The sequence below is a fragment of the Victivallis sp. Marseille-Q1083 genome, from assembly GCF_903645315.1.
Lineage (GTDB): Bacteria > Verrucomicrobiota > Lentisphaeria > Victivallales > Victivallaceae > UMGS1518.
This window is the reverse complement of the sequence record NZ_CAHJXL010000001.1, coordinates 1,895,069-1,910,965: the sequence shown is the minus strand read 5'-3', so window position 1 is coordinate 1,910,965 and position 15,897 is coordinate 1,895,069. Positions and strand designations below refer to the sequence as shown.

General features: G+C 48.1%; 14 protein-coding genes. All 14 read right to left on the bottom strand.

The genetic code is table 11. The features are described 5' to 3' along the window. Positions 1–459 precede the first annotated feature (459 nt). The gene (locus HWX74_RS07700) at positions 460–1,500 is read right to left on the bottom strand and encodes an IS630 family transposase (RefSeq protein ID WP_176012989.1); all 1,041 of its coding nucleotides are present in this window, start codon (positions 1,498–1,500) and stop codon (positions 460–462) included. A gap of 114 nt (positions 1,501–1,614) precedes the next feature. Beyond that, positions 1,615–2,694: a hypothetical protein gene (locus tag HWX74_RS07695; protein WP_176012988.1), complete on the bottom strand. Its 1,080-nt coding sequence runs from the start codon at positions 2,692–2,694 to the stop codon at positions 1,615–1,617. Between the two features lie 96 nt (positions 2,695–2,790). Further along, positions 2,791–4,023, bottom strand: a complete 1,233-nt coding sequence (locus HWX74_RS07690) for a hypothetical protein (RefSeq protein WP_176012987.1) — start codon at positions 4,021–4,023, stop codon at positions 2,791–2,793. A gap of 24 nt (positions 4,024–4,047) precedes the next feature. Next, positions 4,048–5,397 carry a hypothetical protein gene (locus HWX74_RS07685; protein WP_176012986.1) on the bottom strand — a complete coding sequence of 450 codons (1,350 nt, stop codon included), beginning with the start codon at positions 5,395–5,397 and terminating at the stop codon, positions 4,048–4,050. A gap of 562 nt (positions 5,398–5,959) precedes the next feature. Beyond that, entirely contained in the window at positions 5,960–6,922 is a 963-nt protein-coding gene (locus HWX74_RS07680) for a hypothetical protein (RefSeq protein WP_176012985.1), read from the bottom strand. 31 nt (positions 6,923–6,953) lie between these two features. After that, positions 6,954–7,898 (bottom strand): hypothetical protein, encoded by a 945-nt coding sequence (locus HWX74_RS07675; RefSeq protein WP_176012984.1) that lies wholly within the window; start codon positions 7,896–7,898, stop codon positions 6,954–6,956. 262 nt (positions 7,899–8,160) lie between these two features. Next, positions 8,161–8,352 (bottom strand): hypothetical protein, encoded by a 192-nt coding sequence (locus tag HWX74_RS20650; protein WP_368506819.1) that lies wholly within the window; start codon positions 8,350–8,352, stop codon positions 8,161–8,163. A 10-nt stretch (positions 8,353–8,362) separates the two neighbouring features. Next, positions 8,363–9,094, bottom strand: a complete 732-nt coding sequence (locus HWX74_RS07665) for a transposase (RefSeq protein WP_176012983.1) — start codon at positions 9,092–9,094, stop codon at positions 8,363–8,365. 321 nt (positions 9,095–9,415) lie between these two features. Further along, positions 9,416–9,853 (bottom strand): V-type ATP synthase subunit K, encoded by a 438-nt coding sequence (locus HWX74_RS07660; RefSeq protein WP_176014558.1) that lies wholly within the window; start codon positions 9,851–9,853, stop codon positions 9,416–9,418. Next, positions 9,846–11,645: a V-type ATP synthase subunit I gene (locus HWX74_RS07655; RefSeq protein ID WP_176012982.1), complete on the bottom strand. Its 1,800-nt coding sequence runs from the start codon at positions 11,643–11,645 to the stop codon at positions 9,846–9,848. Before HWX74_RS07655 ends, HWX74_RS07660 begins: the two co-directional genes overlap by 8 nt. Next, positions 11,642–12,250 (bottom strand): V-type ATP synthase subunit D, encoded by a 609-nt coding sequence (locus tag HWX74_RS07650; protein ID WP_176012981.1) that lies wholly within the window; start codon positions 12,248–12,250, stop codon positions 11,642–11,644. The genes HWX74_RS07655 and HWX74_RS07650 overlap by 4 nt, the downstream gene beginning before the upstream one ends. A 33-nt stretch (positions 12,251–12,283) precedes the next feature. Continuing rightward, positions 12,284–13,582: a V-type ATP synthase subunit B gene (locus tag HWX74_RS07645; RefSeq protein WP_176012980.1), complete on the bottom strand. Its 1,299-nt coding sequence runs from the start codon at positions 13,580–13,582 to the stop codon at positions 12,284–12,286. Then, the gene (locus tag HWX74_RS07640) at positions 13,575–15,305 is read right to left on the bottom strand and encodes a V-type ATP synthase subunit A (RefSeq protein WP_176012979.1); all 1,731 of its coding nucleotides are present in this window, start codon (positions 15,303–15,305) and stop codon (positions 13,575–13,577) included. Before HWX74_RS07640 ends, HWX74_RS07645 begins: the two co-directional genes overlap by 8 nt. Then, positions 15,302–15,883: a DUF2764 family protein gene (locus tag HWX74_RS07635; protein ID WP_176012978.1), complete on the bottom strand. Its 582-nt coding sequence runs from the start codon at positions 15,881–15,883 to the stop codon at positions 15,302–15,304. The genes HWX74_RS07640 and HWX74_RS07635 overlap by 4 nt, the downstream gene beginning before the upstream one ends. Positions 15,884–15,897: the final 14 nt, after the last annotated feature.

Below are 15,897 nucleotides of genomic sequence, written 5' to 3'. Positions count from 1 at the left end.
CAATTCGCCGCACCGAAAATCTTGGTCACTTGAAAAAGTAAACGCACGTTTGTCAAATTAACAGCCCCCACCCTCAAAAATTTGTGCATTCAGTTAGCCAAAGGTGTTACGTTCAGGCTATTTTTCGGACATTGTAAACACACATCATGAATTTGACAAACCTTCCTTAAGCAGGAAAGGACTATTTAGCGATCAAGTCGGGCAATAAATGAATCGCCTTTTCACAGATGTGTTCAATGCCCAGCTTGTCCAAAACCTCCTTTCCGTAAAGCTTTTTGGTGGATTCTTCGAATCCATTTATCTTATTTATTTTTAACAGTTTATACAACTGATTTTCTTTAAAAGTCCTCCTTTTGGTGCTATATTGCATCTATCTAACGGAAAACAATTTAACAACAAGAGAAAGGACAAAATCCGATGCAACTTTCCTTATTCTGCGATTATTGTACCGGCAACTAACTAACTTGCATACAAAACAGTCTTGGAATGGAATAATTTCTTGATTCGTTCCGGTTGTTCAGCTATCATTTCCATATGTTGCTTGGCATGTTCGGTTATTTTTCCTTTGGCGCGCCCCAAGGGCTTGTTGCTCAGATTTGATTTTAAGTCGCGGTTGAGATATTCATCCGGGTTCAGGTCGGGACTGTAGCTTGGCAAGAAAAATAACTTGATGAAAGCCGCATTTTCCTGCAGAAAACCAGTCAACGTTTTGCAGTGGTGAACCCGCAGGTTATCCAGAATCAAATACACTTTCCGATCATTTTGACGAATCAGACGTTCCATGAATTGGATCAGGAGTTGAGCCGTCATCGTTTCGCTGAAAAACATGAAATGAGTTTTCCCCTGGTTGGTAATCGCGCTGATCATATTAACTTTTTCGCGTACCGGATTGACTGCTTGCACCGGGGTGTTGCCTTTCGGCGCATAACTGCGGCCCTTGGCCTCGTCATTGCGAATTCCTGTTTCATCCCCCCAAAAGACATCCGCGTCTTCTGATTTTGCCAGCTTTTTGATTCGGGGATACTCCTCAATCAGCCATTTTTGAACGTGCGCCTCATTGCGCTGATAAGCTTTCTTAACTGGTTTTTGCGGCGTAAATCCCCAGCGTTTCAAGTACTCCCCCATGGTTCGGACTGGTATTTCGATTCCAAAGGAAATCTTGATGTGCAACCGTACCGCCTGACGAGTCCAGAGCGCAAATGGCAATCTTAACTGATCCGGACAATGATCGACCAAATCTTTCCGTATCTTGGTCTCCTCATGCGGAAGTAGACGGCGTCCAAAGCCGAATGGACGACCGCATTTCTTTACTTTCAAAGCAGGCAAGCCGCTTTTTTTCCACCTGCTTATCCACTTGCCCACCGTATTGCGGTGCGCTCCGACGATTTTTCCGATTTCTGTACAATTATTACATTTGCCGCTTTGATACAATCTCACGGCCTGCTTGCGCCGCTCTTCAAGAGCGACCTTATCGAGTTTTCGGGCATCTTGAGTTTCCATGATGATAATATACACCATCAAGCAAATATTGCACGTATGTTAATTGCCGTATCTATAGTTAATATTAAAGCACAACTTAAGAGAGTAAAAATTTTAATTACCTTCATAATTTTCCTAGTGATTGTTGTTGTTATAAGGAAATGGATAATCCGTCTCATCAAAGATTCCAGCAGATTCTTGAATCCCTCCTTTTTCAATAGTAACAGTACCAATATCATTTATCGTTACTTCATGCTCAATAGTTCCCATCGAATAAACTGTAGCCGAAGCACTATCACCAATTTTATACCATAAGGGAATATTCCAAATAAATGTTCCATTACTCCACGGAGAAAAGAAATTTCCTCCTTGAATTTTATCGACGCCAATCCTGGTCCCCAGTTGCAGACTATGGTCTTTAGCTTTAATCCATAGTCCATCAGCATGATTATAAGTATCATATGGAGATTGGTTGAAATATCCTGTTACCACAGGAGCAACAATTCCTTCTTTCATCCACACCTCATAAAAATACACATCAGTCGGCTGCAAATAAACATCTGCCAAAAATCCACAAGAAGCATTATTTTGACTATGTATTTTATGCAAGTCACTACGATGCAAAAATAATATAGGAGATACATATGAAAATTCTTTTACCACACCCAAATTATATGTCTTACCTCTATAGGTTGCGTTGGCCAATATACTAGACGTACCATTACCAGCAGGTGCCGTATAGACTGTCCCCGTCATTTTCTCCCCAATGTATTCAACCGATATACCTGCAGGCAAAAACGATAAATTACATTCCTCTCCAACACCAAATTTTGCAGCAAACGCCCGCAACGCCGCGTCTTCCGTAAATAAAATCGAGGTTTGCCGTTGTAAATCGAATAAATGCTCCACCTGCGCCGATACAACATTCAGCTTGTCAATTTCATATTTCAAATCAAAATATTTTCGTTGAAACCAATATTGACCTGAAATTTCTTCGGACGAATCTCCACTTATGGCCCATAATCTATTATTTTGGTATTCACGCATTTTTTTCTGCTCAGGACTCAATCTGTCATGTAACTTCTGCAAGAGGGCCATCATCTCCTCCTGTGATAACTCCCCCTCTGCCTCAACGGCAAGACAACGCATGGTCACGATACACAACAACCCAAAGGCTGTCATGAAGATTTTATGCTTGAACTGTCGCTTTTTCATCTGCAATCTTTGTTCTATGGCCTGATTGAAAGACACTTCTGGAATTGCCGGAAAAAAATTATCCCAAACTTATCCAGAAGCATCGGCTTACTTTTTTTATTCGGACTTCTTCAAATCATCCCTCACTACTACCGGATGGAATTTCATAACCGGATTATTATGATTATCCAATTTGCTGGTGGTTTGTACCAGAAAATGAACTTCCGGATGCCCATCACGCTGAATCTGTTGGAGCGCAATCACCTCTTCGCCATCCAAATCAGCGAAATCGGCGATCTCATGACTGCCGAACGTCAGACGCTTGACCTGCGTACTCTGCTCTGTTTCCAAATAGTAAATCATCCTCTCATTTTTTTGCGTCAGCAACGCTAAAGCAGGCAACACCGGCAAATCACTGCACGGGGTCAGCTTCGTCCAATCCCCGGAAACCTCATATGGAACAAATCGTTTGCCGTCTTCATCTTTATAACAATACAACCCGCCGCCAACCTCAAACAGGAAGACCGGTTTTCGCGCACAGCGATTTTCTCCTTCAAACCACCGAACTGGCTCGGACCAACTCTCGTCTTCCAGATTACGGCGGACACAATAACCATGTTCTGTCACAATGAACAGTTGGTCGCCAAACAAACCGGCATCTCCACAAATAAATTCCGGAGTTGCAGACCTCTCACGATTTAGTAATATCTCACTACCGGTCCTCATATCTCCCAAATTTGCGCCAGGCAACCAGAACAATGGATCATCCGGAATGGCATACGGGAAATAGACCTGCCGATCACCAAAATATTCTGTTTTTGGCAATTGCCGCAACTCATAAAGATTGCATTTCTCATCAACCAGCCAGAAAGTATCCCGCCAACAAGTAAAATAACTTCTTCGCCATGGATCGCCATGTGCCCATTCCCAGCGTCCGGGCTTGATCCCCCACATCGCAATAACTCGCCTTCCATTGATTATGGAAAGATCCGGCATGAATATTTCCCGTTGGGCATTTTTTTCTTCTCCCTGCAAAGGCAATAAATCCATCGCCAAATCCCAGCCGCCAAGCTGATTATAAGCAATATTTGAAAAAATTCTTTTTGCACTCATTGTCTCCAATTTTATAACGCTCTTCAAAGAAAACTCTGATTCGCTCTGCTCCGGTGTATACGGCAGCGATTCCCAGACGCTTTCCGGAATATCTTCCCTAGCCGCACTGATTGTTTCTGTTTTGATTAGTCCTGCACGGTCTATCAAATAACCATAGGTCACCCAGTCAGAAGCGGAGGCATACCAGCCACAACAGCCTGTAATAAAAATCATCACCATAATTTTCCAACTTTTCATACCTTCAACCTTTTTTATTTGCAATCAATTTTGGGCATTGGGCGGAGCAAATTTCCTGGCATCGCGGATCATGATAGTTTCATCGAACTTCATGAATTTCTCGTCCGGCGGCGCATCCGGCAATAGTTGATAAACGTCGAACTGACAGTTCCCCACATCCATGCCGTTGTAATAAACTCCCTCCACCGTCCGCTTATCCGCCAACAAGAAATAAACTCTCTGGTCCGCCACCGAATAAGCCGCTTGATACAAGGACAAATAATCCGGAATTTGAATTGCATCGCCACTTCGCTCTTGAATCCGATCATACCAACCCAGTTTACTGCTTTCATCCGAAAAAGTCAACAGCAAATCGTCGCTCGCATACAAAATATGAGTAACACTTCCCGGCAAATGACGCCCTTCCGGCCAAGCATCCCAAGGCTGATCGAACTGCGGAATACATTCCACCCATTCCGTTGTTTTTTTGATGAAGACACTGTTGTTCCGATTGTCCGCCGGCGCCAGGACAGGACGGCCGATATCGTAAAAATCCGGCGAATAAGCCTTCTCCTTGACATCGAAGAACCCCAACCGGCCGGTCGGATCGGTGATATAAATCAGTCCATTGGCCGCCAATCCACACGAAGAACGAAGCGGCTCCTCATCCGGACAACTCAACCAGAAAGGATTGCCGCCCACCCGAAACGGAGCTTTGTAGCCTTCCGGCGTTAAGTCGCGGTAATAACTGACCGTGGTGTCTCCTGCGACAATCACCCAAAGATAATCCTCATAGTCAACTGCTTGATCCGCAGAAACCGGACAAGCAATCACTTGAGGAGAAAACAAATAAAGATTACTTACAACATTCAGATCTTCTTCGGTGGGTTGACGTGATACCAAAGGAAAAAACGTTTCGAGGCCGGCGGTCAAGCCATAGAAGTATTTCGTAACCTCTTTTGTCTTGTTATCCAATGACATAACAGAAAGGGAACTAATTGGAAATTCTAAAAGCCACTGGGGAAAACTCTTTCCCCAACCCTTGCCTTCCCAATTTTGCATACTCCCATGCTCAGCTTTCCTGGGCCAACGTTTTTCATATTGTTCTATAAGCTCTCGCCGTCCCTTGCTCGTATCTATATTCCAATCATTAAGCTCATCAACCAATTGATTGGAAAATTCCACATATTTATCAATGGATGATTGAGTTGCTTCTCTAAAGTCAATTAGATTAGAAAAGGATACAAAAGCAACATTTTCTTTTAAGAAAATCAAACTAGGACACTTTATCAGATCTTCCCAAACCATACTCTCACGATCTCCGCCCCAGCTAGGATATACAACCATCAGTATATTCACCATTGCTAATATTTGCAATATTTTTTTATTTTTCATAATTGCAGTTCTCCATTGTTTGTATTCGGAAATTCTATATAAGGACCGACATATGGGGCCACAGTCACAGGGTTCGGAGATGGCCCAGGAATTGTACCTCGCGGAAGGGGCTCCTCAACAAACCCCGCCCCTGTGAATACAAATTTTCTATCATAATAATATTTTTCAACGACAGCGGCAGCCAACCCAGCTAGACTCCCATAACTCAAACCTCCGTCATGTCTGTAACTGGGATCATAGTACGGTGTGCCCCGTCTACAGAAAAGCCGTATAATTGCCGTCATCCACATCATAATAAGATATATAAAGTTTGATTATCATCGGCTACATTTCTTCTTTCCCCAAAATACGTGGAAAAATGTTCCGAAGTTTGAAAAATTGCATCACTAAAATTTGACATTTTGCCAACATAAAACTGTAATGACAAACACTCATCCTTCAAAAGTAATAGCAGGAACTCCCAGTCGCATAATATAAATAGTCGACAATGAAAAATCATTTAATATCTGACCTCAATATTGACAACTTTTCCAATGACTTAATTAATTTAGTTTTCGCCGTCCTAATTCAACGAATCTAAAGGTAATTCCATAATATTTTGCGAATCCAAAGTTTTGGTAATACTCTGTATTAATTCAATACATTTATCCTCTTGAAAAGCCCGGTATATATTCATATACCAATACATTTTTTTTAACCAGCGAGGACCTTCAGACAAAAAATCCTGATATTCTGGAGCCATCAGCAAAGAATTATTTAGTAAAACAATCTCATCCTGAGTAATACCAAAATCAGCTAAATCCTCTATATCAGCTTGTAAAGATTTAATATGACAAGCGATCACTCTTTGAGCTTCTATAAATTGAAAAGTAATTATCTCATAATTCATATAACTTTTCTTTGATATCAATTCGTGAGATAAATTTAATGTAATATTATATTCATATTCTTCAATTTTGTCTTGTTCCGGAACAAAGGCAAACCCACCATCTTTGCGTTCAATAAAAATTGAATTTATATCTTTGGAGGATGTTAAAATGGTTTTCAGATATACCAATCGACTAAATTCCGCCCAATCTTTCCATCTTGATCCAGATGTAATAATCGCATCATACAGAGCTAGAATTTCCTGGCTATTATTTTTCTCACCTAATAACTCATCCTCGCCCTCTAAATAACAGATCAATAAAATATTTTTATTGGGAAGCAATTCAATTTTTTTTCTCTCATTTTGCAATTTATTGTATATTTCTGGACAGCGACATAAGTATTTAAAATAAACAGTATAAAGAAAAATTCCACTTGAAGGTTCTGAGTTTCCAATCTCATTTCGTACCTGTATAAATAATTTACTATAAAATTCTTCTCTCTTTTTTTCATCAATAACACAATTGATATCAAATTGTTTATTAACATTTTTTATCAATTCATTTTCCCAGTGATTTAAATTAAATATTTCTTCACATTTTGCAAGATTTCCAATTAAAAATGCTAAAAATAAAATCGCAAATAACATCTTTGTCATGTTTTTATATTCCTCTGAACTAATACAGGAACTAATCGATGAAATCTTTTAATTTATCCACGATTTCTTTAATTTGCTTTCCTCCTCCATTTGATAATGCATCATACAAAGCCCCATATAAATATATTTTTTCCATATTGCTAGAATATTTTTTTCTCACTTCATTCCAATAATCAAAATTCAATGCCAATTTTTGCTTGACCAGATCAAGATCATCTTGATCGATATTCAAATTATAAAAAAACAACAAATTATTTTGTATTAATTGAATATGATGAAATAATGCATGAAAGTTTTTTGAAAAACGCAAGGCAACCACATCATATTTTATATAACTATCTTTGTAATCTTTCAAAAAGCTATCAAATACTCTCGTTATATTATATTCATATTCCAAAACAGCAGCATTGGGCGTAAAAATAATTTCTTCCGCTATTCCTTTTACAATAATATGTTGATCAATTTTTAACAAATTTTTATAATATAATAATCTATATAAAAAAGCCCAATCTTTCCAATTTGAATCAGAGGAAACAATGTACTCATAATATGTCAAAATTTCATCTGCATGCTCAGGAAGATTAGCTTCATCATCTAGACCTTGCAAACAATAAATCAATATGACATAATCGACAACATCTTTATTCTGCTTATTACGCAATTTCTTCATATAATCTTCAAGCTTATTGACAATTCCTTCATAGCAGCTTAGATGTTGAAAATATTTGGTATATAATATAACACCTTCTGATGGTTGATACTTTCTCAGGTCTACTTCTATTTTTTCAAACAACTCATAATAACATCTTTCTTTTTCTTTTGAATCCGCAATTATACTGTATTTCTCTTGTTCATCGACTCGATCAATCAATTTTTTCTGCCAGAAGTCTAAAGCATTCTGCTCTGTTGCATGAAGCAGTAATAAGCTACAATATCCATACAAAAAGACAACTACCAACTTTAAATAATTTTTCATAACTCTCTCGTAATAATATGAAATTAAAGAATATAAATTGACATAATTATCCTTAATGGATTGTAACAACAGCGGTATCCTTCTTTTGCCAATCAGCCAAACTAGCATAAAAGATAGTGTATCTAAAGTCAAGCACCCTTCGATGAATTTTTCAAAAAATCTTCATCGAAGAGTGTTTTATGGACAACCATGAAACGGAGCATTAAAAGCATTTTCCGCATGCAAGCACACCGGGCGGTCATTTTTTTCTTGCCTTTGGCGATCAAGTGCTGACGAAATTCCTGAAGAACCGGAATTTGGAAACTCCGGGAACCGAATCCAAGTAGAGGATCTGCCGAAGTAGTCCTGAGATCATCGGCTCAAATAATGAGGAATGAACGCTTGAGCCGGATTCCACAATTCGAGGCGCCAAGCCGGATAAGGAGGAAAGTTCCTTCGCCGAATACTGTTTCAGCGAGCCGATTTCAGCGAGTATGCTTGTACGCGGAAATAAAACTCACGCCCGGCATGGTCGTCATGATATGGACTTCGGCAAGCAACTCTTCATCTTGAACTACGCAGGCTTTGATTGCCTTGTCGATTTTTTCAATCTGAATGGTCAGAGTCGCCAACGTTTGAGCATTGATTTTGCGAACGATCGGAGAAGTCAGCGTATCGCGGCGATTCTGCAAGTCGACCCGAGCTTTGAGCAGGGCGGTTCTTTCGCGGGAAAGTTCGCAGATGGTCAAAATCGTTTTCGAGGGACGATTCGTAGGTTTGGGCCGGCGTTCCGTACCGAATCGGGCTATGGCTCGTGCATCAAGCTTGTCGGTATTGTGCAGCAGATTCAAACTTTGGATAAATGTATGAATATTTCTGGCGTTTTCAATCGTAACGCCGACTTCCGGATGAAGTTGATTGATCCAGTCGGTCAAATGCTGCGAATAACAGCCGGTGGTTTCCATTACGATTCGAAAATCGTGACCGAGAATGGTTTTCTTTGCCCACTGAAAGAATTGCTCGACATCTTCCAGTGTGCGTTTGAAATCACGGTACGGAAGCGTGGCAATCTTTGCTCTCTCGTTTTTCGTAAGTATATCCAGCACAGCAGAAAAACTTACCTTGCCGACATCGAATCCAGCCCAAATACCTGCTTTCGTTCCTGCTATGCTTGCATCCTCCTGTTTCTGTTGTACATTAGCAGAGTGGCTTGCCATGACCCATTTTGCTTATTCGTTTTTGGTGCCTGGATAAGCTGTACGGTCTAAAGGCAAAGCACGGTAGCGGAAGCATCTCTCCATCTTTTATACGATCTCTCAAAGATCGAAAAACTCTGCGATTTTCATCGGCTGGCTGCCGAATCCAACCTCTTTACCGTAGCACATCTGACGTGTCTTCTGCAACTTTTGCCTTGCCCTCCGACGAGCGGCAACACCCATTCTCGGAAAAGGAAAGTTGCAACAACAGGGGATAACATAAAAAATCCCCCTGGCGGTCAAACCGTCAGAGGGAAACAGGATCGGGAATCCGACGCGGCCTTAAACCAGCAGCGCGAACACCAGCGTAAAGATCGCCACCGTTTCGATGATACCGAGGATGATGACGTAGTTGGCAAATCCTTTGCCGGTCTCACCCAGCGAATCACAGGCCGCCGCCGCCGCTTTCCCCTGGTACCAGGCCGAAACACCCATGCCGGCGCCGCCGAGAATACCGATCAGCAGCGCCTGCGGCCAACTGGCGGCATCCTTGGTTAACAGCAGCATCATCACCAGGCCATACAGCGTCTGCGACAACGGGAAACCGGCCAGGGCCACCAACAGAAAGGAAGCCGGCTTGTTCTGGGCATAACATTTTTTCATCGCCCCGACCGCCGCCTGACCGGCAGTGCCGGTTCCCAGCGCCGAACCAATCGCCGCCAAGCCGACCGCCGCGAAACGGCCGCCATTGCACAACGCCTGCATCAATGCTTCACTCATTTCCATGATTGTCTTCTCCTTCAGTAGTAGTATTGGTTATTTTTTTCAATGGATTGAATTCAAATCCGGACCAGCTCAGCCCGATGTGGTTGGCGAATTCCAGCGTATTGAGCCGGACGCCGTGGACCAGCACGCTCATCAGGCAGAGCGACAAATTCAGCAGATGCCCGAACAGCATGATCAGGATGCCGAACGCCAGCGCACCCGGAAACAGGTTGCCGACCTGAGTCCCCATCAGATTGAAACTCCAGGCGATGTAATATCCGGCCATGCCGACGGCGAACAACCGGATATAGCTGAGCACGTCGACGAAACTGTTGATGAACGAAAACGGGATGTTGAACACCTCGCCGATATCGCGCCAGTTGACCGCGCCGAACAGCACCATGGCCGCGCCCGCCCCATAACAGTAGTACATGAAATGCGGAAAATCGCCGGGATAGGCGACCATCCGGATCGCCAGAATGCAGTTGCCCCACAGCACCAGCATCCAGCCGAGATTGCCGATCACCTTCCGCCATTTGCCGCAGACCAGCGCCTGCCAGATATGGCCGAGCGACATCTGAATGACCGCCAGCAGGAAGCAAAATACCTGCATATTGGCATTTTTCACCGCTTCATCCGTCAGCCATTTGATGCCCGGAATCAGCGCTGTACCGAAAAAGTTGCCGCTGAGACACCCCCAGACAATCGTCGCAATGCTGCAGGTGAAACCGAGCCGCAACGGCTGTTTGGCCTTCGGGTTGTGCCGCAGTTTGAAGAACGCCGCCAGCGTCGCGGTCAGAAAGATCAGCCCGTAACCGGCGTCGCCGACGATGATGCCGAAGTAGATCGTGAAGAATACCAGCACCGCGGCGCTGGCGTCCACTTCCCGGTAACCCGGCGAAATGCCGAGGAACTGGAACAACGGCTGCACCAGCTTCAACGCCTTCGGCAGTTTGATCAGCGTCGGCACCTGTTCATCCGCCGCCGGATCCTCGATCAACAGCGCCCAGCCCTCTTTCAAAGCGGCCTGTTGCAGGTTCGGCACCTCCGGCGCCGGGACGAAGCCGCGCAACATGATGATCTCGTCGAAAGCGGTCATTCCGTCGCGCGCTTTGAACAACTGCGCCTGTTCGGTCAACTGCTGCTGCCAACACCGCAGCTTCGGCAATTCGGCGCCCAGCGTCTCCAGCCGGGAATTGATTTCCGTCAGTTCGCCGACGATTTCACTTTCCCGCCTGGCCAGGCTGCTCAAGCTGACTTTGTCCGGCAGTTGCGCCGGCGTCAGGGCCGTCTCAAACGGCGCATCGCCGACCAGCGCCAGATGGACGGTCGATTTGGTCCGGCTGATCTCCTTGACGACGACGCCTTCCGGTGCCGTAAATGTCTCGAATTCCCGAGGCGAACACTCGAAAAGCCGGACAAAAATATTTCGTTCCGCCAGCCCAGCCAGCAACTCCGGCGAGAAATCACCCCACGGGAACAACTGCACGCCCTGCCGCCGGCCATTTTCCAGCTCTTTTTCCAGTCCGTCGCGCCGGCCGATCAATTCCCAGGCTTCCAGAAAAATCTGCTCGCCGTCGCGGGAATCCGTCGCCGGCGGCGCCGCTTCCGGCGGCAGAGCATTCTTCAGGAAATCGATGACCCGCTCCAACTGCGCCAGGCGCGCCGCCACCGCCTGCCGGTCGGTCGAATCGGCGACTTTTTCGGCAATGACGTGCATGACACCGAGCGAACTGATCGCCTCCAGCGTCGCACCTTGCTCATTTTTCAAACAGAGCAGCGAGATTTTTTTCATCGGTACAATCATGCCGCCGTCTCCTGTGATTTTCGTTTGGCGATCTTGGACCGGGCCACCGCGGCCGTATCCTGATCGCCCATATAAATGCGAATTTTCCGGATATTTTCCTTACATTCCGGAATCTTCACTTTTTCAAACAGATTGACCCGCTGCGTCGTCGTCGCCAACTCCGCCGCCAGCAACCGGTACTGCTCTTCGAGCACCCGATGCGCCTCCTGCACCGAAATCACCTGCCGCACCGCCTCCAGCACTGCGTCCAGATAAAAATCGGCGGCAAAGAGGTCATAAGGCTTCGTTTCAAACTCCACTTTGCGGAACACCGGCACCGTCACGCCGGCGATGTTGGCGGTGCCCTTGTCGATCTCGACGATCGACAGCAGCGACGGCACCGTTTCCAGCAACCGTTCGTCGCCGAATATCGCCACCCAGCCGGCCAACTGTTTGCGCAATGCGGCTTCCTCGTCCTCATTTTCGCGCAACCGGACCGCGCTCGAGCGCATTTCCAGCAGCAATTGCTGTTTCTTCAACTGCAAAGTGGGCAGAAACCGCTGATAACGCTTCAGGTCGTCCTGCTGCGCTTTCAATTCGGTTTTTGTCAACTTTATCTTAGCCATAATTCGTCAGCCCTATCGTTTGCCGCATCCTGTTCAATGCGATTTCGGCCAGAATTCCTTGACCAAGTCGGACTTGATGCCGCATTCGGTCGGGTCGAAACACTCCGCCAGCGTCTGCCAGCCGAGATCCAGCGCCTCTTCCAGCGGAATGTTGACCGACAGATCCATCATCCGGCTTTCGAAGAGCCTGCCGTATTTCAGCAGCTTTTTATCCCAGTTGCTCATCTGGAAGCCCATCGACTGCTTCTCCATCGTCTCGCGGTAATCCGAATAAAAACGGATCATCGTATCCATGATCGCCCGATGGTCGGCGCGCGTCTTGGAGTTGACCTGCTGCTTCAGACGGCTCAACGAACCGAACGGCTCAATGCGCCCCTGCCGCAGATAAAACTGTCCCTCGGTGATGTAACCGGTATTGTCCGGCACCGGGTGGGTGACGTCGTCGCCCGGCATCGTCGTCACCGCCAGAATGGTGATCGAACCGGCGCCGTCGAAGTCGACAGCTTTCTCATAACGCGACGCCAACTGGCTGTACAAATCGCCGGGATAACCGCGGTTGGCCGGAATCTGTTCCATCGTGATGGCGATTTCCTTCAACGCGTCGGCGAAGTTGGTCATATCGGTCAGCAGCACCAGCACCCGCTTGCCTTCCAGTGCATAGCGCTCGGCCACCGCCAGCGCCATATCCGGCACCATCAGACATTCCACCGTCGGATCGCTGGCGGTGTGGACGAACAGCACCGAACGCGACAGCGCGCCGTGTTCATCCAGCGTGTTGCGCAGATACAGATAATCGTCATATTTCAATCCCATGCCGCCGAGGATGATGACATCGACCTCCGCCTGCAGCGCGATCCGGGCCAGCAACTGGTTGTACGGCTCGCCGGCGATTGAGAAAATCGGCAGTTTCTGGGATTCGACCAGCGTGTTGAACACGTCGATCATCGGAATGCCGGTCCGGATCATATTGCGCGGGATGATCCGCTTGGCCGGGTTGACCGACGGCCCGCCGATCGGCACCATGTCGGCATCGATCGCCGGCCGGTTGTCGCGCGGTTCGCCGCGGCCGTCGAAAATCCGGCCGAGCAGGTCTTCCGAGCTCGACACCTGCATTTCCCGGCCGAGGAAACGGACCTGGTCGCCGGTGCTGATGCCCCGGCTGCCGGCAAATACCTGCAAATACACTTTGTTGTCCTGCAGCCGGATGACCTGGGCCAGCGAAGTGCCCAGCCGGCTGGACACTTCGGCCAGCTCGTTGTAGGCGACGTCTTCGGCCTCGACGGTGATGACGTTGCCCTGGATCTGAATGATCTTATGGTAAATTTTACGCATCTTTGGAGTGCTCCTTGATTTTCGCGTCGATCTCCGCTTCCTGCTTCTTGAAATCGTCGGCGCCGAACGCCAGATAGTTCCAGTCGATGAATTTCTGCCGCAACTCCAGGAAATAGCGGCGCATCGCATCTTTGTCGGTCTGGTCGAATCCGCTCCGCAGCACGGCAACCACCTTGGCGAACACATAGCGCTGCCGCTCGACGTCGGAAGCGCCGTCCACCTTGTCGAAGGTGTTCTGCTGTAGATAAACGTAATCGAGAAACTCGCTCTTCAAGTAAAGCAGGAAATCGTCGATATGGGTTCCCTCCTCGCCGACCACTTTCATCATCTGGTTGACCTCGTTGCCGCGCCGCAGCACCTGCCGGGCCAGCGCCAGGTCATCGGCGTCGACCACACTGTGGTAATGACTCCAACTGTCCAGCGGATGGATCGCCGGGAAGCGGCGCGCATCGGAACGCTCGCGCGACAACCCGAGGAAAGCGCCGACCACTTTCAAAGTCGCCTGGGTCACCGGTTCCTCGAAGTTGCCGCCGGCCGGGCTGACCGCGCCGCCGATCGTCACCGAACCGGTTCCGCCGTCCGGCAATCTGACCAGGCCGGCCCGCTCGTAGAAACTGGCGATCAAACTTTCCAGATAGGCCGGAAAAGCCTCTTCGCCCGGGATTTCCTCCAGCCGGCCGGACATTTCACGCAACGCCTGCGCCCAGCGCGATGTCGAGTCGGCCAGCAGCAGGCAGTTCAACCCCATCTGCCGGTAATATTCCGCCAGCGTCACCGCCGTGTAAACCGACGCTTCGCGGGCGGCGACCGGCATGCTGCTGGTGTTGCAGATGATAATCGAACGGTCGATCAGCGTCTTGCCAGTCCGCGGGTCTTCCAGGTGCGGAAATTCGCGGAGGATTTCCACCACTTCACCGGCGCGTTCGCCGCAGGCGGCGATGATGACGATATCCGCTTCGGCATACTGGCTCAACGCATGCTGCAGCACCGTCTTGCCGGCCCCGAACGGTCCCGGCGTACAGAAGGTGCCGCCGACCGCCACCGGGAAAAAGGTGTCGATGATGCGCTGCTGGGTAATCAACGTGTCCGTCGGCAGCATTTTTTCGACGTAGGCTTTGATCGGCACCTTGACCGGCCAGTTCTGCACCATCGTCACCTTGCGCTCCTCGCCCTTGGCGTTGCGCACCACCGCAATGGTATCGCCGATGCGATAAAGGTCGGCCGGCTGGACTGAAACGACTTCCCATTCGCCGCTCCAGGCGAACGGCAGCATGATGTAGTGCTTGAAAATGCCTTCCGGCACGACGCCGAGCCGGTCGCCGGCCTTCACCTTGTCGCCCGGCAGCGCCAGCGGCGTGAAATCCCAGTCGGCCTCGTAATCCAGCGCCGGCAGATAAACGCCGCGCTGCAGGAAAAAACCGGATTTCTCCGCCAGCAGATTCAACGGATTCTGCAGGCCGTCATAAACCTGCTTCAACAATCCCGGTCCGAGTTCGACGCTCAACAACTCGTCGGTAAATTCGACTTCGTCACCGACTTTCAGTCCGTTGGTGCTCTCGTACACCTGCAAATCGGCGCGGTTGCCGCGGACGCGGATGACTTCACATTTCAAACGAATGTCGCCAACGACGGCATAAGCCACTTCATTCTGCCGGACACGGTCGGCGAATTCCGCGGTGATCAAATTGCCGTTGACCCCGACAATTTTGCCGGTATTGCTCATATTGTGTTCTCCTGCATTGGTTGCTCCGGCGCCTCGGCGCGTCCGGAACGCCGGGCCACCTCGGCGATGATCGCGTCCAGGTTGGCGGCGCCGCGTTCGGGATCGAACGGCTGATACTTGGCCAGCAGCGCAAGTTTGAGTTTATAGATACAAAGGTGGTCGAGATCGAACAGATGGCCCGCTTCCAGCCAATCCAGCGCCCGAAACCGCAACTGATCGAGCGCCTTCTCGCGTTCCAGCACATTGCCGACCGCCAGCGCTTCCTGGACGCCCGGCGCAATCTCACTGAAAAAATCATCCTCATGGCGCCAATAACTGCCGGCCTCGCCGCCGGGAACGGTCCGTTTGCCGGCCAGCAGGTTGCGCAAACAGGTTTCCCAACTGCGGAAACGGGCGGCGGCGCTGCCGGACGGCAATTCGGCATCATCCGGCAGCAGCGAACATGCCTGCAATACCCGGAAGTCGTCATCCGTCAACTGTTCCCGGCAACGGGCCAGAAATTCCGTTTCAGACAGCGGCGGCGCGGTGCCGAATGCCAGGATCGGCAATGAAGCCGACAGATAATAGTAACTTCTCATCCGTCACGCTCCAT